The organism is Serratia sp. 3ACOL1, assembly GCF_003668775.1.
Classification (GTDB): Bacteria; Pseudomonadota; Gammaproteobacteria; order Enterobacterales; family Enterobacteriaceae; genus Chania; species Chania fonticola.
Genome location: NZ_CP033055.1, coordinates 5,050,083 through 5,071,437, shown reverse-complemented (window position 1 = coordinate 5,071,437; position 21,355 = coordinate 5,050,083). Strand labels below are relative to the sequence as shown.

Genomic DNA, 21,355 nt, shown 5'->3' with positions numbered 1-21,355 from the left:
AGTTGCCTCATCCAAACTTTAAAAGTGGGGTACCAGGTTCGCTTTCTGAATATTACTCAGCGCGAACACTTCATCTTTCCCATCCACAGTAACCGTGATCATCTCGCCTTCTACAGACTTGATGATGCCCTGCCATTTGCGGCGGTTTTGTATCGCCATACGCAGAACAACGCTGACTTCGTCACCGAGAAAACGTTGATAGTGTTCCGCGGTAAACATAGGGCGCTCAAGGCCAGGAGAGGAGACTTCCAGGTTGTAAGCGACCGTGATCGGATCTTCGACGTCCAGTACAGCGCTGACCTGGTGGCTGACATCAGCGCAATCATCAACATTGATTCCGTTGTCACTATCAATATAGATGCGTAGTGTCGATTGGCGCGCCCGAATAAATTCGATGCCTACGAGCTCAAAGCCCAACGCCTCTACCGGTGCGGAAAGCATCTCTGTTAATTTTTGCTCTAATGTGGACAAGCCCACCCCCAAGACATAAAAAAAGGGCCTAATAGCCCAGTGATTCTGTTGCCAAATAACAAAAAACCCCGAAAATTCGGGGCTTTATGCAACTGGACCCTGTTTGCCGCAAAGCGGCTTCGGTGCAACTTTCTAGCAAGTGTCATTTTCAAATGTTGATCGAGAAAAGCGGAATTCAATCGAAAAGTGTATTTGAAAATAGACACTTAAAGGAAAGTGGTTGCGGGGGCCGGATTTGAACCGACGACCTTCGGGTTATGAGCCCGACGAGCTACCAGGCTGCTCCACCCCGCGTCCGAAAACGTGGCAAATATTACGCCGATAATTGCAAAAACGCAAGTTATCTCTGGGATTTGGTACCGAGGATGGGACTCGAACCCACAAGCCCGTTAGGGCACTACCACCTCAAGGTAGCGTGTCTACCAATTCCACCACCTCGGTACTGATTTTTACTGCTAACGGCTATTTCTATTGAGGTCGAAAACAACCGTTTTAAAACTTTTCAGCGGCTTACTGCGGGATATCACTGACCGGCTTAGCTGGTGCTGCCGGCGTGCTAGTCTGCTCAGTTTGCGCTGGCTGACCCAGGTTTTCCCACTCGCTGCCTTTCTTGCCCTGATTGGTGCTCAGGTTGCCCAGGATCAGACTGATGACGAAGAACAGCGTCGCCAGAACAGCCGTCATGCGGGTCATAAAGTTGCCTGAACCGGTCGATCCGAAGAATGTGCCAGAAGCACCTGCTCCGAATGAGGCTCCCATATCAGCGCCTTTACCTTGCTGTAGCATGATCAGAGCGACTAGCCCGATCGATATCAGCAAGAAAATTACCAGAAGAGCTTCGTACATAGTGGTACCTGTATCCTTGCGGGTTCACCGCGTGCCAAATGCTTCTCACCCCAGATGCTTCCAAACTAAAGAAGGCGTGGCGTGTCACTAAAACAGCCCACTGAAGCGGGTGTGAATACTAACCAAAGCCATCAAAGCGCGCAAGGGCAATTTGCAACCGCCGATGCGTTTGCGGAAAAAAACAGCAAAAGCAGGGCTAAACGGGAAATTACGCAGGCACTGACAGCGTACCTGCGTAAAAACAGCGTGTTAACCTGCCAACTTGACCGCATCGGCGATACGGTGCGCCAACGCGATAACCTGCTGTTCATCTTCGCCTTCCACCATCACGCGGATCAGCGGTTCAGTGCCCGATTTACGCAGTAGTACGCGGCCACGACCCGCCAATTCGGCTTCGACCTGCTCAGCGACCTTCAACACCGCCTCTGACTCCAGCGGGTTATGCTCACCGACAAAGCGCACGTTGACCAGGATCTGTGGCAATAATTTCATACCGCTGCACAGGTCGTGCAGGCTCATGTTATTCCGCACGATTGCCGTCAACACTTGCAGGCCAGCGACGATACCGTCCCCGGTGGTGGTTTTGTCCAACAGGATCACGTGGCCGGAGTTTTCCGCCCCAATGCGCCAGCCCAACTCTTGCAGTTTTTCCAGTACGTAGCGGTCCCCCACCTTGGCACGGGCAAACGGGATACCGAGCTGCTTCAGTGCCAGCTCCAGACCCATGTTACTCATCAGGGTCCCCACAGCACCGCCGCGCAGTTGCCCCTGGCGCAGGCCTTCACGAGCGATGATGTAGAGGATCTGATCGCCGTCGACCTTGTTACCCAGGTGATCCACCATCATCACGCGGTCGCCATCGCCATCAAAGGCCAGGCCAACATGTGCCTGTTCTTCCAGCACGCGAGCCTGCAGTTGACGCACATCGGTAGCGCCACACTCTTCGTTGATGTTCATGCCATCCGGCTCACAGCCGATAGCGATCACCGTGGCACCCAGCTCACGCAAAACGCTTGGGGCAATGTGATAGGTAGCACCGTTAGCACAGTCCACCACGATCTTCAGCCCGTTCAGGCTCAGTTCGCTTGGGAAGGTGCCTTTACAGAATTCGATATAGCGCCCTGCGGCATCGACAATGCGGCTGGCTTTACCCAACTCGGCAGATTCGACGCAGGTCAGCGGTTTTTCCATTTCCGCTTCAATCGCTTCCTCCACATCGTCAGGCAGTTTGGCGCCGTCGATGGAGAAGAACTTGATGCCGTTATCGTAAAATGGGTTATGTGAGGCAGAAATCACGATCCCGGCTTCCGCACGGAACGTTCGGGTCAGATAAGCTACCGCTGGGGTTGGCATCGGGCCGGTAAACGAAGCGGACAGCCCCGCCGCCGCCAGCCCGGCTTCCAACGCCGACTCCAGCATATAGCCAGAGATACGGGTATCTTTACCGATGATGATTTTGCGGGAACCATGGCGCGCCAATACCTTACCGGCCGCCCAACCTAGCTTGAGGACGAACTCAGGGGTTATCGGGCTGTCACCCACCTTGCCACGAATGCCGTCGGTACCAAAGTATTTGCGTTCGCTCATGTTTCTACTATCCCTTAGCTGAAAGTGTTGCCTCGACGACACGCATCGCCTCGACGGTTTCTTTGACATCATGCACTCTGACTATCTGCGCCCCCTGCATCGCGGCAATCACCGCACAGGCAACGCTGCCGATAACCCGCTGTTCGGGTGGGACATTCAATAGCTGCCCAATCATAGATTTACGCGACATCCCCACCAACAGTGGCAAGCCAAAGTGATGAAATTCCGCCAATCGGGCCAGAAGCTGATAATTATGCGCTAAATTCTTACCGAAACCGAAGCCTGGGTCGAGTAACAATTTCTGTTTTGCTATGCCGCCTGCAATACAGCGGTCGATATGCTGCTGGAAAAACGCATTAACGTCCGCCATCAGGTCATCGTAATGCGGTGCCTGTTGCATGGTACGCGGCTCGCCTTGCATGTGCATCAGGCACACTGGCAGACCGCTTTCGGCGGCTGCCTGCAGCGCACCAGGCTCCTGCAATGAGCGAACGTCGTTGATCAGATGCGCGCCAGCTTTGGCGGATTCGCGGATCACGCCGGCTTTTGAGGTATCCACCGAGATAAAAATCTCAAACCGCTGCGCCAAGGCTTCAACTACCGGCACGACGCGCTCAATCTCTTCTTCTTCACTGACTTCGGCAGCACCCGGGCGCGTGGACTCGCCCCCTACATCGATCATCGTTGCACCCGTCGAAATCAGCGCATGCGCATGCAGCAGAGCATCATTCAGCGAATTATGTCGCCCGCCGTCAGAGAAGGAGTCTGGGGTAACGTTGAGGATCCCCATCACCCGAGGATGGTTAAGATCGAGGATTTGGTCGCGCACGGTTAACTGCATGATTAATCTACCTTGGAGTCAATACTACTCTGTTGCCTGGAGTGGATCCCGCCCCTCTCACCCAGGAGAGGTCGCAATTTTCAGCCAGCAATAAAAAACCCCGGCTGGCCGGGGTTTTATTTTACGCTACAGCCGATGTTACTTGTCGAGCTGTTCAGACATGGTGTTGCCTGGGTTTGGCGTACGCGGCTCATCTACCGGCGTTGGCGCTTTTGGTGTGCCACCGTTGTCGGAGTTGTTGCTTTTCGCCACGTCGTCCCAACCTGCTGGCGGACGCACATCTTTACGGTTCATCAGGTCGTCGATTTGTGGTGCATCGATGGTTTCATATTTCATCAGTGCATCTTTCATCGAATGCAGGATGTCCATGTTTTCCATCAGCAACGCACGTGCACGAATGTAGTTGCGCTCAATCAGGGATTTGACTTCCTGGTCGATGATACGTGCGGTTTCGTCCGACATGTGTTTCGCCTTGGCCACGGAACGGCCCAGGAACACCTCGCCCTCTTCTTCCGCATACAGCAATGGCCCCAGCTTCTCAGAGAAGCCCCATTGGGTCACCATGTTGCGGGCGATCGAGGTAGCGACTTTAATATCGTTCGATGCACCGGTAGAGACTTTTTCCGGCCCGTAAATAATTTCTTCTGCCAGACGGCCACCGTACAGGGTGGAGATTTGGCTTTCCAGCTTCTGACGGCTGGCGCTGATCGCATCCCCTTCCGGCAGGAAGAAGGTCACGCCGAGCGCACGGCCACGAGGAATAATCGTGACTTTATGCACCGGGTCATGCTCAGGAACCAGGCGGCCAATGATGGCGTGGCCCGCTTCGTGATAGGCGGTCGATTCTTTCTGTGCTTCCGTCATCACCATGGAGCGACGTTCCGCACCCATCATGATCTTGTCTTTGGCTTTTTCGAATTCCACCATCGACACCACGCGCTTGTTGCCACGTGCTGCGAACAGGGCCGCTTCGTTGACCAGGTTGGCCAAGTCCGCACCGGAGAAGCCCGGAGTACCACGTGCAAGCACAGAAGCATCAACATCTGGCGCCAACGGCACGCGACGTGAGTGCACCTTCAGGATTTGCTCACGGCCACGTACGTCTGGCAGCCCAACTACCACTTGGCGGTCGAAACGGCCTGGACGCAGTAACGCAGGGTCCAGTACGTCAGGACGGTTGGTTGCCGCGATGACGATAATGCCTTCGTTGCCTTCAAAGCCGTCCATCTCAACCAGCATCTGGTTCAGCGTTTGCTCACGTTCATCGTGACCACCGCCCAGACCCGCGCCACGTTGGCGACCTACGGCGTCGATTTCATCAATAAAGATGATGCACGGTGCTGCTTTCTTGGCCTGTTCGAACATGTCACGGACGCGGGATGCACCCACACCGACGAACATTTCGACGAAGTCAGAACCAGAAATGGTGAAGAACGGGACTTTCGCCTCGCCGGCAATCGCTTTCGCCAGCAGGGTTTTACCGGTACCCGGAGGGCCAACCATCAGCACGCCTTTCGGGATCTTACCGCCCAGCTTCTGGAAACGGCTCGGTTCGCGCAGGTAGTCTACCAGTTCACTCACTTCTTCTTTTGCTTCGTCACAGCCTGCAACGTCGGCAAAAGTGGTTTTAATCTGGTCTTCCGTCAGCATACGGGCCTTGCTCTTGCCGAAGGACATCGCGCCCTTGCCGCCGCCGCCCTGCATTTGCCGCATGAAGAAGATCCAGACCCCAATCAACAACAGCATTGGGAACCAGGAAATAAAGATGGAAGCCAGCAAACTTGGCTCTTCCGGTGGCTCACCAACAACTTTCACGTTTTTGGTTAACAACGTATCCAGCAACTTCGGATCGTTGACCGGAATGTAAGTGGTGTACTTGTTGCTGTCTTTACGGACAACGTTGATTTCACGCCCATTAATGCGCGCTTCACGGATCTGATCTTGGGTCAGTTCGGTCATGAAGGTAGAGTAATCTACCCTACGGCCATTAGACTCGCTGGGCCCAAAGCTCTGGAATACCGACATCAAAACGACCGCGATGACTAGCCAGAGAATTAGGTTTTTCGCCATGTCACTCAAGGGATTAACCTCATATTACAACTGTGTTAACAAACAGCGTTAGGGTACTACAGTTTCCGCCCTGTCGCTACAATGTACACTTCACGCGAACGTGCGCGAGAAGCGTCTGGCTTACGAATCTTAACCTTCGTAAACAGGGAGCGAATTTCCCGTAGGTACTCGTCAAAACCATCTCCCTGGAACACCTTCACCAGGAAACTACCGCCTGGTGCGAGAACATCACGACACATTTCCAGTGCTAATTCCACCAGATACATCGATTTTGGGATATCGACCGCCGGGGTGCCGCTCATATTCGGGGCCATGTCAGACATGACTACCTGAACCTTACTATCACCTACACGTTCCAACAGTGCTTTGAGGACCAGTTCATCACGAAAATCGCCCTGAAGGAAATCGACGCCAACGATAGGATCCATTGGCAAAATATCACAGGCAATGATACGCCCGTTACCACCAATCTGGGTTACCACATATTGCGACCAACCGCCCGGTGCAGCCCCCAAATCAACGACCGTCATACCCGGCTTGAACAGTTTGTCACTTTGCTGTATTTCATCAAGTTTAAACCAGGCGCGCGAGCGCAGCCCTTTTTTCTGCGCCTGAAGCACATATTTATCGCTAAAGTGTTCTTGGAGCCAGCGACTGGAACTGGCCGAACGCTTTTTATTTGCCATCGAGTATTCCAACTATCCTAAAAAGAGTCTCATGCCAGGTTCGCTTCTCACGTAAACTCAATTCGGTGCAGACCGATTTGGTGATACACATGAGATGGCGGTAGAATGTACCGTTTTCAATCCCAACTTAAGCAAAAAAGACAATGAATCTGAATAATAAACAAAAACAACACCTGAAAGGCCTGGCACATCCGTTAAAACCGGTGGTCATGCTGGGTAATAACGGTCTCACCGAAGGGGTGTTGGCTGAAATTGAGCTGGCTCTGGAGCATCACGAGCTGATCAAAGTAAAAATTGCTGCCGAAGATCGCGAAACCAAAACCCTGATCGCCGACGCTATTGTGCGTGAAACGGGTGCCTGCAATGTGCAAGTGATCGGCAGTACGCTTATTCTTTACCGCCCGGCGAAAGAGCGCAAGATCACTTTGCCGCGCTAATCCGCAATCTGTTTGCTGAGACGGTGCCATGCGCCGGGCTCAGATAAAAGGCCGCTTGCGGCCTTTTTCCTTTCTTTACAAAACCCTGCTGAACTTTTAACCAACTCGGGCGAAATTAAAGATATTCCACTTTCAGAATTTCGTATTCTACATCACCACCCGGGGTTTTGATGACAACAACATCATCCTGCTCTTTGCCAATCAGGCCACGAGCCATCGGTGAGTTGACAGAGATAAGATTTTTCTTAAAGTCTGCTTCATCATCACCCACGATGCGGTACGTCACCTGATCTTCGCTATCCAGGTTCATCACCGAGACGGTAGCGCCAAAAATCACGCGGCCAGTCTGAGGCATTTTGGTGATGTCAATCACCTGCGCATTGGACAGTTTGGCCTCGATTTCCTGGATACGCCCTTCACAGAAACCCTGCTGTTCACGAGCGGCATGGTACTCGGCGTTTTCTTTCAGGTCACCGTGTTCGCGTGCGGTAGCGATGTCGGCAATGATTTTCGGGCGACGCACACCTTTCAAATATTCTAGTTCTTCACGCAGCTGTTCTGCGCCAAACAAGGTCATCGGGATCTGTTTCATCGTTAAATACCTCTAAATCTATCCTGTTCAAATATACCCGTGGTGTAGCAAGCATCCCCAGGGCATTAGCGTCATCCTGACGTGTTCGTATGAAATTACGGCAGGCGTTGCGCCTTCCGTCTCCAGGCGATAAACAAAAGAAACCGAGCTCGGAGGTTTGCTCCAAGTCAGCGTCGATTTTGCATTTTGATACGCATTTTAGCCTAGAGTTCCTTAAGGGTCATCGTTTACTTTATCCCTTGATGCACCGTAGTATGACAGCACGTTATCCAGCTGTTACCCCGAGATTATGCGTTTTTCACGAATTGTCAGTGTATTGGCCTGCGCATTTGCTGTTAATGCCCATGCGGCCCCGGTTGAAGATTACACCCAATATTTGCCTGATGGGGCGAACCTGGCCCTGATCGTTCAGAAGATTGGCGCGACCACGCCAACCATCGACTATCACTCACAGCAAATGGCACTCCCGGCCAGCACCCAGAAGGTGCTTACCGCGCTGGCGGCTTTGTTGCAGCTCGGGCCGGATTATCGCTTCACCACGACACTGGAAAGTCAGGGCAACATCACGGATGGCGTGTTGCGTGGCAACCTTATCGCCCGTTTCAGCGGAGATCCCACCTTCAAGCGGCAGAATCTGCGCAATATGGTGGCGGAACTGAAAAAACAGGGAGTGCGCGAAATCAGCGGCGATGTGCTGGTCGATACCTCGGTATTTGCCAGCCATGACAAAGCGCCCGGCTGGCCCTGGAACGATATGACCCAGTGCTTCAGCGCCCCGCCAGCGGCAGCGATTGTCGATCGCAACTGTTTCTCGGTTTCCCTTTACAGCGCCCCTAACCCCGGTGAGATGGCGTTTATTCGCGTGGCTTCATTCTACCCGGTCAATATGTTCAGCCAGGTAAGAACGCTGGCGAAAGGCTCTCCGGATGCCCAATATTGTGAACTGGATGTGGTTCCGGGCGAATTGAACCGCTTTACACTGACGGGATGCCTGACCCAGCGCAGTGAGCCACTGCCGTTGGCATTCGCCATTCAAGACGGGGCCAGCTATGCCGGCGCCATCCTGAAAGATGAGTTGGTCAAGTCAGGGATCCAGATTGGCGGCCATTTGAAACGCCAAACCCAGCCAGGCATGACGGGCACGGTCATCGCCCAGACGCAGTCTGCACCGTTGCATGACCTGCTGAAAATCATGCTGAAGAAGTCGGACAACATGATTGCCGATACCGTGTTTCGTACCATCGGCCATGAACGCTTCGGCGTACCGGGCACCTGGCGCGCGGGGGCTGATGCAGTACGTCAGGTTCTGCGCCAGAAGGCCGGGGTAGATCTGGGTAACAGCATCGTGGTGGACGGCTCTGGCCTGTCGCGCCACAACCTGCTGGCACCTGCTACCATGATGCAGGCGTTGCAATATATTGCTCAGCACGACAGCGAGCTCAACTTTATCTCGATGCTGCCGCTGTCCGGTTATGATGGCACGCTGCGCTATCGCGGTGGCCTGCACGAAGCCGGGGTCGACGGTAAGGTTTCTGCCAAAACCGGGGCGCTGCAAGGGGTCTACAACCTGGCTGGCTTTATCACTACGGCCAGCGGTCAGCGCCTTGCCTTTGTCCAATATCTCTCTGGTTACGCGGTGCCACCAGAAGATCAGAAACAGCGCCGAGCGCCGCTGGTGCGGTTCGAAAGCCGGTTGTATCGGGATATCTATCAGAACAATTGAGGCCCAAGGGCATGAAGCTACTGATTGTTGAGGACGATGAGTTATTGCAGCAAGGCGTGGCGTTGGCAATGTCCAACGAAGGCTACGCCTGTGATTGTGCGGCCAGTGCTGCGCAGGCCAATAGCCTGATCGTCACCAGCCAGTACAGTATGGTGATCCTTGACCTCGGCCTGCCAGATATTGACGGTGCCACCCTGCTGCGGCAGTGGCGTCGTCAACACATCAGCATCCCGGTGTTGATCCTCACCGCTCGTGACGCGTTGCAAGACCGTGTCGATGGCCTGGACGCCGGTGCCGATGACTATCTGGTCAAACCCTTTGCGCTGATTGAGCTGCAAGCCCGGGTGCGCGCTTTGATCCGCCGCTATCAGGGCCACAGCGATAACCTGCTGCAACAGGACGATCTGACGCTCAACCTGTCCAGCCAGCAGGTGTATCTGCAACAGCAGGCGATAGACGTCACGCCGAAAGAGTTTGCCATTCTGTCGCGTCTGATGATGCGGGCCGGGCAAACCGTCAACCGTGAGCTGTTGCAACAGGATCTCTATACCTGGAACGACGATCTGGGCTCGAATACCCTCGAAGTGCATATGCACAACTTGCGCCGTAAACTGGGCAAAGATCGTATCCGTACCATACGTGGCATCGGTTACCGTCTGGAGCCCGCATCTTGATCAGCATGCGCCGTCGTTTGCTGCTGATGTTGGCCCTGATCCTGCTGGTCACCCAGCTCATCAGCGCGTTTTGGTTATGGCACGAAAGCCAGGAGCAGATCAGTTTCCTGGTGGATGAAACCCTCTCAGCCAAAGCCCGCAACGAGCGGGTCGATACCGAGATTGCCGAAGCGATAGCTTCTCTGCTAGCTCCTTCATTGATCATGATGGTGGTGACCTTGCTGGCCTCCTTCTGGGCCATCAGCTGGATTATCCGGCCGCTGAATCAACTGCAGGAAAAGCTGGAGAAACGTTCGGCAGATAATCTGACCCCTTTGCCGGTATCCAACGACAGTCTGGAGATGATGGCGGTTACCAAGGCACTGAATCAGTTATTGTTACGCCTTGACCATACCATCCAGCAGGAACGCCTGTTTACGGCCGATGCGGCCCACGAATTACGCACGCCGCTGGCGGGGATCCGTTTGCATCTGGAACTGATGGAGCAACAGGGGGCCACGGGCAGTAAGCAGCTGATCTCCCGCATTGACCAACTGATGCACGTGGTTGAGCAATTGCTGATGCTGTCACGTGCCGGGCAGGATTTCGCCAGTGGCCATTACCAACAGTTTGACTGGGTGGCCAACGTTATCAAGCCACTGCAGGGTGAGCTGGAGGAGCTTGCCGCTCTACGCGGGCAAAAGATTGTCTGGCAACTGCCAGCCAGTGCCCCGACCCATGGCGATCCGGTGCTGCTGCGCTTGATGCTGCGTAATCTGGTTGAAAATGCGCACCGTTATGGCCCTGAGAAGAGTGTCATTCGTGTTCAGCTCACCCCCGAGAATAATGGACAACGCTTACAGGTTCTCGACGAGGGGCCGGGTATCAAACAAGAGATGGCGGGAGAGTTGACTCAGGCCTTCCGCCGGATGGACCAGCGTTATGGTGGCAGCGGGCTGGGATTGAATATCGTGATCCGTATCGTTCAGTTGCACCGCGGCTGTCTACGTCTGGAAAACCGCACCGATGCCAGCGGCCTGGATGCACAGTGCTGGTTACCCGATAATATTTTAAATCAGTAAACACCAGGGCGCAGCATGCAGCGCCCCTACGTAACAGATTTTCAGCCGTCCAAAAAACAACAAGGGCCCGGTTCATCGAACCGAGCCCTTACTTTATTACGCAGAATTACTTCTGGTAGACGATTTCGACGCCTTCGTCGTCATCTTCATCCCAGTCATCATCCCAATCGTCATCCGCTTCAGCTTCCACTTCAGCGATCTGCTCACGGTGGTAATCATCCCACATGAACTCGACTTTTTCTGGCGCGCTTTCTTCGATCGCCATGGCTTTAGGTTGCGTATTGATGAAGTTCATCACGTCCCAGCACAGCGCGTTAACGCCTTCGCGGTTCGCAGCGGAGATCATGTAGTACTTACCTTCCCAACCCATGCCTTCTACGATCGCCTTGGCGCGCTCGGCGGCCTCTTCCTCGTCCAGCAGGTCAACTTTGTTGAACACCAGCCAGCGTGGCTTGTGCGACAAATTCTCGCTGTACTGGTTGAGCTCGTTGATGATCACCTTGGCATTCTCTACCGGATCGGACTCGTCGATCGGCGCAATGTCCACCAGGTGCAGCAACACGCGGCAGCGCTCCAGGTGTTTCAGGAAACGGATCCCCAGCCCAGCACCTTCATGTGCGCCTTCGATCAGGCCAGGAATGTCCGCCACCACGAAGCTTTGTTCATGGTCCATACGTACCACGCCCAGGCTCGGTACCAGCGTGGTGAACGGGTAGTCCGCCACTTTTGGCTTGGCGGCAGAAACCGCGCGAATGAAGGTCGACTTACCGGCGTTCGGCAGGCCCAACATGCCCACATCCGCCAACAGCAACAGCTCCAGCAGAATATCGCGCATCTCGCCCTTGGTACCCAGCGTTTTTTGGCGCGGAGCACGGTTTACCGAGGATTTGAAACGGGTGTTGCCCAGGCCGTGCCAACCGCCCTTCGCCACCATCAGACGCTGCTGATGGCGGGTCATATCACCGAGGATCTCACCGGTGCCCTGATCCTGTACACGGGTACCGACCGGCACCTTGATTTCGACGTCTTTACCGCGTTTACCGGTACAGTCACGGCTCTGACCATTCTGGCCACGTTCGGCACGGAAAGATTTTTCAAAGCGGTAATCGATAAGGGTATTCAGGTTTTCGTCTGCCACCAGGTAGACGTCACCGCCGTCACCGCCGTCACCGCCGTCTGGCCCACCGTTCGGGATGTATTTTTCGCGGCGGAAGCTGACGCAACCATTACCGCCATCACCTGCCACGACCAGGATCGTTGCTTCATCTACAAACTTCATTTACCGTCTCCGTAACTCATTCACCGGGCCGCTTCAAAGAAGCAACCAGGTTGGTTTCTGCCCGTCGCGGCCACCAACGGTGACCAATTGCGGAAAACATGGCACCTGCAACCACCACAAAAGCACCTACATAGCCAACGACATTCAATGCCGGGGCCGTAAATACCTGTGGCCAGGCCAGCGCCAATAAATCTGAAAACAGCAGGGTAAACAGGGGAGTCAGCGTGATTAACGCACTCACCTGGGCCGCCTGCCAGCGCGCCATCGCTTCCGCCAGCGCACCATAACCAATCAGCGTGTTAGCACCACAGAACAGCAGACAGGCCAATTGCCAGCCGCTGAGCTGGAAAATCACCGCTGGCTTCGCAAGCGGGAATAACGCGATCGCACATAAAGTGTACAACAAGACCAGGATCTGCGGTGAGGCCAATCGACGCAGTAATACTTTCTGCGCCACGCCATAGGTCACCCAAACCATGGCTGCACACACGCCCAACAACACACCGAGCGTGTAATCTGTGAACTGAGTGAAGATCTCGATCAGGCTGACGTTGAAAAACAGCATCAGCCCGCAGATCAGCATCAGAGCGCCAATCACCTGAGTGATACGCATCCTTTCTTTCAGGATCAATACGCTGGCGAACATCATGCCCACCGGCGAGAGTTGGCCGATAACCTGCGAGGCCGTCGGACTCAAATATTGCAGCGAAGAGCTGAAGAAGACAAAGTTGCCCAACAACCCGGCAGTGGCGATCGCCAGCAACAGCAACCAGCGGGGTTGACGGAACATTTTCACCGGGGGTAAACGCCCGCGCACTGCCAGGATCATCCCCAGGCCGATGGCGGCAATCGTAAAGCGATACCAGACGATGGTAAACGGCTCCATCACTTCCAGCACTTCTTTCATTGCGATAGGCAGTGCGCCCCAGCAAACCGCTGTGGTGACCGCCAGAAAAATACCAACGCCAGCCTGCTGTTTTTTTTCCATCTTCTCACTGTCTGTGCGTTGTGCCGCCAAGCACAAGCAATCTATAAATGTAAAAAGCCCCGCAACGAATTGCGGGGCTTAACATCTATTTCGTAAGGCTCGAAAAATTATTCAGCTTCGATGCTGATAAATTTACGATTGCTCGGGCCTTTAACTTCGAATTTGACTTTACCGTCTTTCAAAGCAAACAGAGTGTGGTCTTTGCCGCAACCCACGTTGGTACCAGCGTGGAATTTGGTGCCGCGCTGACGAACGATGATGCTGCCTGCCAGTACTGCTTCGCCGCCAAAGCGTTTTACGCCCAGACGTTTAGCTTCTGAATCGCGACCGTTACGAGTCGAGCCGCCAGCCTTTTTGTGTGCCATTAATCCGCTCTCCTAACTTAAGCGCTGATGCCGGTGATTTTAACATCAGTGAACCACTGACGGTGACCTTGCTGCTTACGATAGTGCTTACGACGACGAAACTTAACAATCTTGATCTTTTCGCCACGACCGTGAGCAACCACTTCAGCTTTGATCTTACCGCCATCGACGAAAGGAACGCCGATTTTGATATCTTCGCCATTAGCGATCATCAGAATCTGGTCAAACTCAACCGCTTCACCAGTTGCGATGTCCAGCTTTTCCAAGCGAACGGTCTGACCTTCGCTTACTCGGTGTTGTTTACCACCACTTTGGAAAACCGCGTACATATAAAACTCCGCTTTCCGCGTGCCCAACTGTTCAGTACAGAGCGCGCTATAAATATTCACAATAGGGCGCGAATTCTACGCAATAATCCCGCATATGACAAGAGCAGATTAGGGCCAGAAGGTGAAAAAAGAAGAAAAAAAACACAGTTTCTCTCACAACGTTTATCTGGGCCGATTTTCAAGTACAATCAACAGGACAGTTACCGCCATGTACCGATGTGAGCAGCGTTCTCATCGCGGTCAACAGAAACACAGCTGAAAAAAATACAATGAACCTAGAACAAATTACTGAGTTAACCGCGCAAGATATGGCGGCCGTGAACGCAACAATTCTCGAACAGTTGAATTCCGATGTCACGCTCATCAATCAACTTGGCTATTACATTATCAGCGGTGGCGGTAAGCGCATTCGCCCGATGATCGCCGTTCTGGCGGCACGGGCCTTGCACTATCAAGGCGATAAACACATTGCCGTTGCTGCCCTGATAGAGTTCATCCATACCGCTACCCTGTTGCATGATGACGTGGTGGATGAGTCCGACATGCGCCGTGGCAAGGCGACCGCCAACGCGGCGTTTGGCAATGCCGCCAGCGTGCTAGTGGGCGATTTCATTTATACGCGTGCTTTCCAGATGATGACCAGCCTGGAATCGCTGCGCGTGCTGGCAGTGATGTCCGAAGCGGTCAACGTGATCGCCGAAGGGGAAGTGCTGCAGTTGATGAACGTCAACGATCCGAATATCAGTGAAGAAAACTATATGCGGGTCATCTACAGCAAAACCGCTCGTCTGTTTGAGGCGGCAGCCCAGTCATCAGCCATCCTCTCAGAGGCTAACCCGGCCGAAGAGCAGGCGCTGCAAGACTATGGCCGCTATCTTGGTACGGCATTCCAACTGATCGACGATCTGCTGGACTACAGTGCAGACGGCGTGACCCTGGGTAAAAATACCGGCGATGACTTGAACGAGGGCAAGCCGACGCTGCCGTTGTTGCATGCGATGCATAATGGCAATGCCGAGCAGTCTGCGATGATCCGTGGCGCGATTGAACAGGGGAATGGCCGCCATCTGCTGGAGCCGGTTCTGGCTACCATGCAGGAGTGTGGTTCACTCACCTATACACGTCACCGCGCAGAAGAAGAAGCGGACAAGGCGATCGCCGCATTGCAGATTTTGCCCGACTCGCCATATCGAACCGCACTGGAAGGATTAGCGCATCTGGCGGTTCAACGAGACTTTTAAGAAATTTAAGTTTCTTAATATTCAAATAGGCCTGTTTTGCAGGCCTATTTATTTGCCTTGCTAATGAGATCCAGCAGCCCCGCAGCCCCATTCTCCGCCAGAAAACTCAATAAAACCGCGTATTCGTCAGGTTTCATACCTGCCAGATAGCTCTGCAAACGTGCCCAAGGATCGCCATCACGGGAGACGGTATAAGCCGCCGGTTCCTCTGCGGCAAGAGGATATCGCTGGGGATACAACTCGTTTTGGGTCGAGAGGGGCAGGCTGCTGATATGATACTCCTTAGTCACTCCCTGCTTGCCAAAACGCCGCTGCCATCGCCAGTTTTGCTCACGTGCTCGCTTATTGACCCCTTGCGGGGAGCTACCCAATTCGCCCTTCTCTTTCAGTTCGTTGGCGGTAAACCACTCCTGGTCCATTCCCCCCTCCTTGATCTCGGCGTTGCCCCTAACTGACTTATCAGACCTTCCAGTTGCATGAACAACTAATGCCAATAAGTTAGTTATAACATTAACCAAGCCGTTGCCAATAACCAAAAATTTGGCGAAATACTCAAGAAACACTTACCAAATAAGGAGGATGAAACAGAGAGGCGACGCAGAAAGGTGCTTGTTGGGAGCACCATATGGCTACTCGGGCGCACATGCGGCGCCCCTACAAAGTGCACGTCAGCTGAGGAGATTTACTGTTTGTTCTTTTCGGCAATCCAGGTCAGCAGGCTATCCATACCTTCACGCATCAAAAATGCCATCACTTGACCACGCTCACTGTCTGAAAGGTGGTAATAGTATTCGATCCACACCGCCAGTGGGTCCTGACGTCCGGCCTCATAGATCGCAGGCTCTTCGCGCAATACCAGCAGGTTTTTGACGCCGGTAGGCAAGCTGTCGATATGGTATTCCAGCGCCTTGCCTTGCACGCCTTTGCGGCGACGGCTGAGCCAATTTTCGCGCCGGGCCATCAGATTGATTCCCTGTGTAGAGGACGGTAATCCTGCGATGCCTATCAGCTCCTTGGCAGCAAACCACTCGTTTTTCATAGCCATGATCTCGGGACAATTGTGTGGCAAGACAAATTTTTCAGAAACCATAAGGTATTTTTGGGAAACTTGGTGGTATCCTAGTTTCTGAATAAACGCTTCACGTTGTTCAAACGATTAATACTTACCTGTTAGTTATACCACTAACAGAACTTTCTCTAATCAAAAAAGGAATGAAAATATGAATTCACGGGACCCAGATTGGCATCCAGCAGACGTCATCGCGGCTTTGAAGAAGAGAGGTACCACTCTGGCTGCGGTTTCACGGGGGGCAGGGCTAAGTTCATCGACGTTGGCCAACGCGCTGTCACGTCCTTGGCCCAAGGGAGAGTGGTTGATTGCTGATGCACTGAACGTACATCCGGCAGAGATCTGGCCGAGCAGATATTTTGATCCGCTCACCCATCATCTGCGAGATCGGAAAAGTCGAATCAAATCATGATAAACATAAGAAAGCCGCCGGATTCGGCCCGGCGGCTTATCAAAACATCACATACTGAGGGATCAGTTGTTGATAAACTTCTCACCCAGTTCGATATCTTTGTGCAGCACGTCCAGCATTTCGCTCAACGCTTTTTGCTCGAAGGCACTCAGGGTACCGATGTCTTTACGCTCTTCGATACCGTTTTTACCCAGTAGCAGCGGCTGTGCAAAGAAGCGGGCATATTTGCCATCCCCTTCAACATAGGCACATTCCACTACGCCTTTCTCACCGCTCAGCGCACGTACCAGAGACAGGCCAAAACGTGCAGCAGCCTGGCCCATAGACAGGGTTGCAGAACCGCCACCGGCTTTGGCTTCAACCACTTCGGTACCCGCATTCTGGATACGTTTGGTCAAGTCAGCCACTTCCTGATCGCTAAAGCTTACGCCTGGGATCTGCGACAGCAGAGGCAAGATGGTCACGCCTGAGTGGCCGCCAATCACCGGTACGTTCAGCTCTTCCGGTTGTTTGCCTTTCAGTTCCGCGACGAAGGTGTTGGAACGGATGATGTCCAGCGATGTGATACCAAACAGTTTGTTTTTGTCGTACACACCCGCTTTCTTCAACACTTCTGCCGCAATGGCCACCGTGGTATTCACCGGGTTGGTGATGATACCGATGCAGGCTTTCGGGCAGGTTTTAGCCACTTGCTCAATCAGGTTGCGTACGATGCCAGCGTTAACGTTGAACAGATCGGAACGATCCATCCCTGGTTTACGCGCAACGCCAGCAGAAATCAGCACCACGTCCGCACCGTGCAACGCAGGAGTTGCATCTTCGCCACTGAAGCCTTTGATTTTAACTGCGGTTGGGATGTGGCTTAAGTCAACGGCAACGCCTGGGGTAACAGGGGCAATGTCGTAGAGGGAGAGTTCAGAACCTGAAGGAAGCTGGGTCTTGAGTAGAAGGGCGAGGGCCTGGCCAATACCGCCAGCAGCACCGAGAACTGCAACTTTCATCCTATACTCCTTTATTGTCTTAAATATAAAAGCGCCGTGAATTCTTTGGTCACGGACCTTAATTTATCACGCCTTTAAAAACAACCTCTTAACAGTCGGTTTTAGATCTGGCGCAATAAAATGGCCGATGTTGCGAGCATTTTAAAGTAAATAGCTTATGCATTAAGGGCATAGCGCACACTAATCGAAAATAGTGCCAAGCTTTTCACGATCGCGTTAACCGGCGGTTACATTACACCCTTACGTAACATCAGAACAACATCATTTTAATAACATTTTCGTTACCGGAGAGCTGACTCGCTTCCCGCACCGAAAGGGCATATTCATGAGCAACGGATTTTGTTAAAATCGCGCTCTTGCCTTTCTGTCTGGGCATTTTTGATTTTCCAGACGGCCCCCATATTGCATAAAAATGCATTTATATGCATAATAATCAGCTCTATTACCAACATTCCACGGTGCAAAATGCGTAATCCCGCAAAGCAGGAAGATCTGATCAAGGCGTTTAAGGCGTTATTGAAAGAAGAAAAATTCAGTTCTCAGGGCGAGATCGTTTTGGCGCTGCAAGAAGAAGGCTTCGAGAACATTAACCAGTCCAAGGTATCACGCATGCTGACCAAGTTCGGGGCGGTACGCACGCGTAATGCAAAAATGGAGATGGTGTACTGCCTCCCGGCCGAACTCGGTGTCCCAACCACCACCAGCCCGCTCAAGAATCTGGTGCTGGACGTGGACCATAACGACGCGGTGGTGGTGATCCATACCAGCCCAGGTGCGGCGCAGCTGATTGCCCGTCTGTTGGACTCACTGGGCAAATCCGAAGGGATCCTGGGCACCATTGCCGGTGACGACACTATTTTTGTCACTCCGGCCAGTTCATTTACTGCACGCCAACTGTTTGAAGCCATTCTCTCCTTGTTCGAACAGGAACTTTGATGCATTCAGCGCAGCCTGCGGCGCTCCGTCGCGGGCTGTGCATCCTTTATTAACCCTTCATTTACTTCTTCCGCACTGCCTACCACGTTTAAAACTGCCAAAAAGCCGACCTGCAGCACATTTCAATGACATTTCTGGGTGACTGGTGATAGTGACTGGAAGCTTCCGCACTTTTAGTCAAAAGCACTTAGCTCATTGAAATTACAAAAATTTAACATCAAAAGTGTATTTTATCGCCGTTTTTTATTCCATTAGGTTATTAAAAGTAACGGCCACCCCAATAAAGTTTCACTAGAAACTGTTAGTCAGCTATTAATTTTTGCCGTTACTAGATGTATACTCATTTTCGTGACGTAAATCACAGTTCATTGGAACTGATAAAAGAATACGAAGAGGATAAATCATGAAAATTAAAACTACCGTAGCAACAATTAGCCTACTGTCCATGCTGTCTTTCGGTGCATTCGCAGCACAATCCGTTGATGCTTCACAGGCTGAAAAACTGCAGTCTGCCGGTACCATCACCGTGAGCGGCGTCGGTGCAGCACCTTCTGATATCCGTCAGGCACTGTCTGCCAAAGCCGATGCCCAAGGCGCGACTGCTTACCGCGTGATCGAAGCTCGTAACGAAGGCAACTACCACGCTACCGCCGAGATTTACAAGTAAGTACAAGATGTTATGTGAGCATTGCACGACAACTCTCTGGTAAAAAACCAACTAGATAACGGCCTTCAAGTATAAAAAACGCTGTAAAGCCCTTCCAGGCCGTTATCTCTGAACGATTAAGGATCCAAGTATCATGAACATGAAAACTACTCTCGTTGCACTTAGCCTGCTGTCTGCCGTTTCTTTCGGTGTTTCTGCGGCTAACCTGGTCACTGATGCCCAAGCCAGCAATCTGCAGTCTGTCGGCACCATTACCGCTAGCGGCGTGGGTGGCGCACCTTCTGATATCCGTCAGGCGCTGTCTGATAAAGCGGACCAGCAAGGGGCCAAAGCCTACCGCGTGATCGAAGCCTATGAAAATGGCAACTGGCACGCAACGGCTGAAATCTACAAGTAAAACACCGAGGTCGCGCTTACTGAACTGACTACCCTCGTCACTGCCACTGCCGAGTTCTCAGGTAAACGTTATATCCTCGGAAATTGTCGTCGTCCTATCCGACGACCCCCATTGCCCTCGCACGCGAGGGCTTTTTTATGGGTATAAAAAAGGCCGCATCAGCGGCCTTGGTATTGGAACAAGCGCCGCACGCGACGCCTGTTTAACTAAACGCTAGTAGGTTTCTTTCGGTTCGGCCTTGTTAGCCAGGCCTGCCAGCAGTTTGTCATGAATGCCGCCAAACCCGCCGTTGCTCATCACCAGAATATGGTCACCCGGCTGCGCGGTTTTCACAATCATCTCCACCAGCGTATCCAGATCGGCACTCCAGTGCGCGGGCTGGACGCAAGCTTCGGCAACTTCCGCTACCTGCCACGGGATGTGGTGAGGCTGGAACAGGAACACTTCGTCGGCACGGCCAAGTGAAGGTGCCAAATCGTTTTTGCTGATCCCCATTTTCATGGTATTTGAGCGAGGCTCCAGCACGGCCAGGATACGTGCGGTGCCGCCCACTTTGCCACGCAGCGCCGCCAAGGTAGCCAGAATGGCTGTCGGATGATGAGCAAAGTCGTCATACACCGTGACGCCGTTGGCTTCACCACGCAATTCCAGACGGCGGCGAGCATTGATAAAGTCACCCAGTGCCCGGCAGGCATCGGCTGGCTGTACGCCAACATGGCGGGTGGCGGCGATCGCCATCAGGCCGTTATGCATGTTGTGTTCGCCCACAAGCGACCAGTTAACCTCCCCTACCTTCTCGCCGTTGAGGAACACTTCGTAATGGCTGGCATCCGTCGTCAGTTTGTGTGCGCGCCACGCGCCCCCTTCCCCGACCCATTCCTGTTCGCTCCAGCATCCCATCGCCATCACCTGTTTCAGATGGGTGTCGTTTTCCGGCAGGATAATCTTGCCTTGGCCCGGCACCAGGCGTACCAGGTGGTGGAACTGCTTCTGAATGGCTTTCAGATCGTCAAAGATGTCGGCATGATCGAACTCGAGGTTGTTCATGATCAACGTGCGCGGGCAGTAATGAACGAACTTGGAGCGTTTGTCGAAGAAGGCACAGTCATACTCATCGGCTTCGATGACAAAGAACGGGCTGCCGCCAAGACGGGCCGAGACATCAAAATTGCCCGGTACGCCGCCGATCACAAAGCCCGGCTGATAGCCGCAGGCTTCCAGGATCCAGGTCGCCATCCCGGCGGTAGTGGTTTTACCATGTGTTCCCGCTACCGCCAGCACCCAGCGATCGCGCAGGACATAATCATGCAGCCACTGGGGGCCAGACATGTAAGGAATGCTCTGCTCCAGCACCGCTTCTACGCATGGATTACCACGGCTCATGGCATTGCCGATAATCACCAGATCCGGAGCCGGATCCAACTGGGCAGGATCGTAACCCTGGATCAGATCGATCCCCTGCTTTTCCAGTAAGGTGCTCATAGGAGGATAGACGTTGGCATCTGAACCGGTCACCTCATGCCCCAGTGAACGAGCCAACATGGCTAGCCCACCCATAAAGGTGCCACAGATCCCAAGAATATGTATGCGCATTAGGTCTCTCATTTTAGTGCAACGATTTACTGCCTATTCTAGCGCTCAGAATCGCTCAGAAGAAATGGATTTGCCTATGAATCGCAAGTT

24 protein-coding genes and 2 tRNA genes are annotated in these 21,355 nt (G+C 53.1%); 9 read left to right on the top strand and 17 right to left on the bottom strand.

Annotated elements, in window-relative coordinates; translation table 11 throughout:
* Positions 1 to 18: 18 nt before the first annotated feature.
* The 8 genes from rimP to rlmE form a co-directional block, all read right to left on the bottom strand.
* Complete coding sequence (rimP, locus tag D9980_RS23025) at positions 19 to 471, bottom strand: ribosome maturation factor RimP (RefSeq protein ID WP_024483370.1); 453 nt, start codon at positions 469 to 471, stop codon at positions 19 to 21.
* A gap of 217 nt (positions 472 to 688) precedes the next feature.
* A tRNA-Met gene (locus tag D9980_RS23020) sits at positions 689 to 765 on the bottom strand.
* A 60-nt stretch (positions 766 to 825) separates the two neighbouring features.
* Positions 826 to 912 (bottom strand) — tRNA-Leu (locus D9980_RS23015).
* 69 nt (positions 913 to 981) lie between these two features.
* Positions 982 to 1,317 (bottom strand): preprotein translocase subunit SecG, encoded by a 336-nt coding sequence (secG, locus tag D9980_RS23010; RefSeq protein ID WP_024483369.1) that lies wholly within the window; start codon positions 1,315 to 1,317, stop codon positions 982 to 984.
* A 249-nt stretch (positions 1,318 to 1,566) separates the two neighbouring features.
* A complete protein-coding gene (glmM, locus tag D9980_RS23005; protein WP_024483368.1) occupies positions 1,567 to 2,904 on the bottom strand; it encodes a phosphoglucosamine mutase in 1,338 nt (445 codons plus the stop codon).
* A 7-nt stretch (positions 2,905 to 2,911) separates the two neighbouring features.
* Complete coding sequence (gene folP / locus D9980_RS23000) at positions 2,912 to 3,745, bottom strand: dihydropteroate synthase (protein ID WP_121608522.1); 834 nt, start codon at positions 3,743 to 3,745, stop codon at positions 2,912 to 2,914.
* 138 nt (positions 3,746 to 3,883) lie between these two features.
* On the bottom strand, positions 3,884 to 5,815 hold the full coding sequence (gene ftsH, locus D9980_RS22995) for an ATP-dependent zinc metalloprotease FtsH (RefSeq protein WP_024529076.1): 1,932 nt from the start codon (positions 5,813 to 5,815) through the stop codon (positions 3,884 to 3,886).
* A 56-nt stretch (positions 5,816 to 5,871) separates the two neighbouring features.
* Positions 5,872 to 6,501 (bottom strand): 23S rRNA (uridine(2552)-2'-O)-methyltransferase RlmE, encoded by a 630-nt coding sequence (rlmE, locus tag D9980_RS22990; protein WP_021179046.1) that lies wholly within the window; start codon positions 6,499 to 6,501, stop codon positions 5,872 to 5,874.
* A gap of 143 nt (positions 6,502 to 6,644) precedes the next feature.
* On the opposite strand from rlmE, the gene yhbY reads away from it, so the two are divergent.
* Positions 6,645 to 6,938: a ribosome assembly RNA-binding protein YhbY gene (gene yhbY, locus D9980_RS22985; RefSeq protein WP_121608521.1), complete on the top strand. Its 294-nt coding sequence runs from the start codon at positions 6,645 to 6,647 to the stop codon at positions 6,936 to 6,938.
* A gap of 115 nt (positions 6,939 to 7,053) precedes the next feature.
* Here the strand turns inward: yhbY and greA are convergent, their stop codons facing one another.
* The gene (gene greA / locus D9980_RS22980; RefSeq protein WP_021179044.1) at positions 7,054 to 7,530 is read right to left on the bottom strand and encodes a transcription elongation factor GreA; all 477 of its coding nucleotides are present in this window, start codon (positions 7,528 to 7,530) and stop codon (positions 7,054 to 7,056) included.
* A 289-nt stretch (positions 7,531 to 7,819) separates the two neighbouring features.
* Between greA and dacB the strand changes: the two genes are divergently transcribed.
* Genes dacB through pmrB form a run of 3 tightly spaced genes read left to right on the top strand, consistent with a single transcriptional unit; the run spans position 7,820 to position 10,988 of the window.
* The gene (gene dacB / locus D9980_RS22975; RefSeq protein WP_021807522.1) at positions 7,820 to 9,253 is read left to right on the top strand and encodes a serine-type D-Ala-D-Ala carboxypeptidase; all 1,434 of its coding nucleotides are present in this window, start codon (positions 7,820 to 7,822) and stop codon (positions 9,251 to 9,253) included.
* A gap of 11 nt (positions 9,254 to 9,264) precedes the next feature.
* Positions 9,265 to 9,927, top strand: a complete 663-nt coding sequence (pmrA, locus tag D9980_RS22970) for a two-component system response regulator PmrA (RefSeq protein WP_121608520.1) — start codon at positions 9,265 to 9,267, stop codon at positions 9,925 to 9,927.
* Positions 9,924 to 10,988: a two-component system sensor histidine kinase PmrB gene (gene pmrB / locus D9980_RS22965; protein WP_121608519.1), complete on the top strand. Its 1,065-nt coding sequence runs from the start codon at positions 9,924 to 9,926 to the stop codon at positions 10,986 to 10,988. The genes pmrA and pmrB overlap by 4 nt, the downstream gene beginning before the upstream one ends.
* 106 nt (positions 10,989 to 11,094) lie before the next feature.
* Here pmrB and cgtA read toward each other — a convergent pair whose 3' ends face one another.
* From cgtA to rplU, 4 genes are all read right to left on the bottom strand, one after another.
* The gene (cgtA, locus tag D9980_RS22960; protein ID WP_024483364.1) at positions 11,095 to 12,267 is read right to left on the bottom strand and encodes an Obg family GTPase CgtA; all 1,173 of its coding nucleotides are present in this window, start codon (positions 12,265 to 12,267) and stop codon (positions 11,095 to 11,097) included.
* A gap of 16 nt (positions 12,268 to 12,283) precedes the next feature.
* Positions 12,284 to 13,255 (bottom strand): DMT family transporter, encoded by a 972-nt coding sequence (locus D9980_RS22955; protein WP_021807524.1) that lies wholly within the window; start codon positions 13,253 to 13,255, stop codon positions 12,284 to 12,286.
* 107 nt (positions 13,256 to 13,362) lie between these two features.
* Positions 13,363 to 13,620 carry a 50S ribosomal protein L27 gene (gene rpmA / locus D9980_RS22950; protein ID WP_004933559.1) on the bottom strand — a complete coding sequence of 86 codons (258 nt, stop codon included), beginning with the start codon at positions 13,618 to 13,620 and terminating at the stop codon, positions 13,363 to 13,365.
* A 17-nt stretch (positions 13,621 to 13,637) separates the two neighbouring features.
* Positions 13,638 to 13,949 (bottom strand): 50S ribosomal protein L21, encoded by a 312-nt coding sequence (gene rplU, locus D9980_RS22945; protein ID WP_004955927.1) that lies wholly within the window; start codon positions 13,947 to 13,949, stop codon positions 13,638 to 13,640.
* A 269-nt stretch (positions 13,950 to 14,218) separates the two neighbouring features.
* Between rplU and ispB the strand changes: the two genes are divergently transcribed.
* A complete protein-coding gene (ispB, locus tag D9980_RS22940; RefSeq protein WP_121608518.1) occupies positions 14,219 to 15,190 on the top strand; it encodes an octaprenyl diphosphate synthase in 972 nt (323 codons plus the stop codon).
* A gap of 44 nt (positions 15,191 to 15,234) precedes the next feature.
* Here ispB and D9980_RS22935 read toward each other — a convergent pair whose 3' ends face one another.
* Both D9980_RS22935 and D9980_RS22930 read right to left on the bottom strand, forming a co-directional pair.
* On the bottom strand, positions 15,235 to 15,609 hold the full coding sequence (locus D9980_RS22935) for a DNA-binding protein (protein WP_121608517.1): 375 nt from the start codon (positions 15,607 to 15,609) through the stop codon (positions 15,235 to 15,237).
* A gap of 263 nt (positions 15,610 to 15,872) precedes the next feature.
* Entirely contained in the window at positions 15,873 to 16,229 is a 357-nt protein-coding gene (locus D9980_RS22930) for a DNA-binding protein (RefSeq protein ID WP_024483361.1), read from the bottom strand.
* A 181-nt stretch (positions 16,230 to 16,410) separates the two neighbouring features.
* On the opposite strand from D9980_RS22930, the gene D9980_RS22925 reads away from it, so the two are divergent.
* Entirely contained in the window at positions 16,411 to 16,671 is a 261-nt protein-coding gene (locus D9980_RS22925; RefSeq protein WP_071783710.1) for a helix-turn-helix transcriptional regulator, read from the top strand.
* Between the two features lie 62 nt (positions 16,672 to 16,733).
* On the opposite strand, the gene mdh is transcribed toward D9980_RS22925, so the two are convergent.
* Complete coding sequence (gene mdh, locus D9980_RS22920; RefSeq protein WP_021179035.1) at positions 16,734 to 17,672, bottom strand: malate dehydrogenase; 939 nt, start codon at positions 17,670 to 17,672, stop codon at positions 16,734 to 16,736.
* Between the two features lie 465 nt (positions 17,673 to 18,137).
* Between mdh and argR the strand changes: the two genes are divergently transcribed.
* The 3 genes from argR (at position 18,138) to yhcN (D9980_RS22905) (ending at position 19,672) form a co-directional block, all read left to right on the top strand.
* Positions 18,138 to 18,608 (top strand): transcriptional regulator ArgR, encoded by a 471-nt coding sequence (argR, locus tag D9980_RS22915; protein ID WP_021179033.1) that lies wholly within the window; start codon positions 18,138 to 18,140, stop codon positions 18,606 to 18,608.
* Between the two features lie 403 nt (positions 18,609 to 19,011).
* The gene (gene yhcN / locus D9980_RS22910) at positions 19,012 to 19,275 is read left to right on the top strand and encodes a peroxide/acid stress response protein YhcN (protein ID WP_024483359.1); all 264 of its coding nucleotides are present in this window, start codon (positions 19,012 to 19,014) and stop codon (positions 19,273 to 19,275) included.
* 133 nt (positions 19,276 to 19,408) lie between these two features.
* Positions 19,409 to 19,672 carry a peroxide/acid stress response protein YhcN gene (yhcN, locus tag D9980_RS22905; RefSeq protein WP_121608516.1) on the top strand — a complete coding sequence of 88 codons (264 nt, stop codon included), beginning with the start codon at positions 19,409 to 19,411 and terminating at the stop codon, positions 19,670 to 19,672.
* Between the two features lie 213 nt (positions 19,673 to 19,885).
* Here yhcN (D9980_RS22905) and mpl read toward each other — a convergent pair whose 3' ends face one another.
* Positions 19,886 to 21,265, bottom strand: a complete 1,380-nt coding sequence (mpl, locus tag D9980_RS22900) for a UDP-N-acetylmuramate:L-alanyl-gamma-D-glutamyl-meso-diaminopimelate ligase (RefSeq protein ID WP_121608515.1) — start codon at positions 21,263 to 21,265, stop codon at positions 19,886 to 19,888.
* Between the last annotated feature and the right edge of the window lie 90 nt (positions 21,266 to 21,355).

Bases quoted from the DNA above. Each gene is read 5' to 3' on its own strand.
- secG (WP_024483369.1), bottom strand. From the start codon at position 1,317: ATGTACGAAGCTCTTCTGGTAATTTTCTTGCTGATATCGATCGGGCTA.
- glmM (WP_024483368.1), bottom strand. From the start codon at position 2,904: ATGAGCGAACGCAAATACTTTGGTACCGACGGCATTCGTGGCAAGGTG.
- folP (WP_121608522.1), bottom strand. From the start codon at position 3,745: ATGCAGTTAACCGTGCGCGACCAAATCCTCGATCTTAACCATCCTCGG.
- ftsH (WP_024529076.1), bottom strand. From the start codon at position 5,815: ATGGCGAAAAACCTAATTCTCTGGCTAGTCATCGCGGTCGTTTTGATG.
- rlmE (WP_021179046.1), bottom strand. From the start codon at position 6,501: ATGGCAAATAAAAAGCGTTCGGCCAGTTCCAGTCGCTGGCTCCAAGAA.
- yhbY (WP_121608521.1), top strand. From the start codon at position 6,645: ATGAATCTGAATAATAAACAAAAACAACACCTGAAAGGCCTGGCACAT.
- greA (WP_021179044.1), bottom strand. From the start codon at position 7,530: ATGAAACAGATCCCGATGACCTTGTTTGGCGCAGAACAGCTGCGTGAA.
- dacB (WP_021807522.1), top strand. From the start codon at position 7,820: ATGCGTTTTTCACGAATTGTCAGTGTATTGGCCTGCGCATTTGCTGTT.
- pmrA (WP_121608520.1), top strand. From the start codon at position 9,265: ATGAAGCTACTGATTGTTGAGGACGATGAGTTATTGCAGCAAGGCGTG.
- cgtA (WP_024483364.1), bottom strand. From the start codon at position 12,267: ATGAAGTTTGTAGATGAAGCAACGATCCTGGTCGTGGCAGGTGATGGC.
- D9980_RS22955 (WP_021807524.1), bottom strand. From the start codon at position 13,255: ATGGAAAAAAAACAGCAGGCTGGCGTTGGTATTTTTCTGGCGGTCACC.
- rpmA (WP_004933559.1), bottom strand. From the start codon at position 13,620: ATGGCACACAAAAAGGCTGGCGGCTCGACTCGTAACGGTCGCGATTCA.
- rplU (WP_004955927.1), bottom strand. From the start codon at position 13,949: ATGTACGCGGTTTTCCAAAGTGGTGGTAAACAACACCGAGTAAGCGAA.
- ispB (WP_121608518.1), top strand. From the start codon at position 14,219: ATGAACCTAGAACAAATTACTGAGTTAACCGCGCAAGATATGGCGGCC.
- D9980_RS22935 (WP_121608517.1), bottom strand. From the start codon at position 15,609: ATGGACCAGGAGTGGTTTACCGCCAACGAACTGAAAGAGAAGGGCGAA.
- D9980_RS22930 (WP_024483361.1), bottom strand. From the start codon at position 16,229: ATGAAAAACGAGTGGTTTGCTGCCAAGGAGCTGATAGGCATCGCAGGA.
- D9980_RS22925 (WP_071783710.1), top strand. From the start codon at position 16,411: ATGAATTCACGGGACCCAGATTGGCATCCAGCAGACGTCATCGCGGCT.
- mdh (WP_021179035.1), bottom strand. From the start codon at position 17,672: ATGAAAGTTGCAGTTCTCGGTGCTGCTGGCGGTATTGGCCAGGCCCTC.
- argR (WP_021179033.1), top strand. From the start codon at position 18,138: ATGCGTAATCCCGCAAAGCAGGAAGATCTGATCAAGGCGTTTAAGGCG.
- yhcN (WP_024483359.1), top strand. From the start codon at position 19,012: ATGAAAATTAAAACTACCGTAGCAACAATTAGCCTACTGTCCATGCTG.
- yhcN (WP_121608516.1), top strand. From the start codon at position 19,409: ATGAACATGAAAACTACTCTCGTTGCACTTAGCCTGCTGTCTGCCGTT.
- mpl (WP_121608515.1), bottom strand. From the start codon at position 21,265: ATGCGCATACATATTCTTGGGATCTGTGGCACCTTTATGGGTGGGCTA.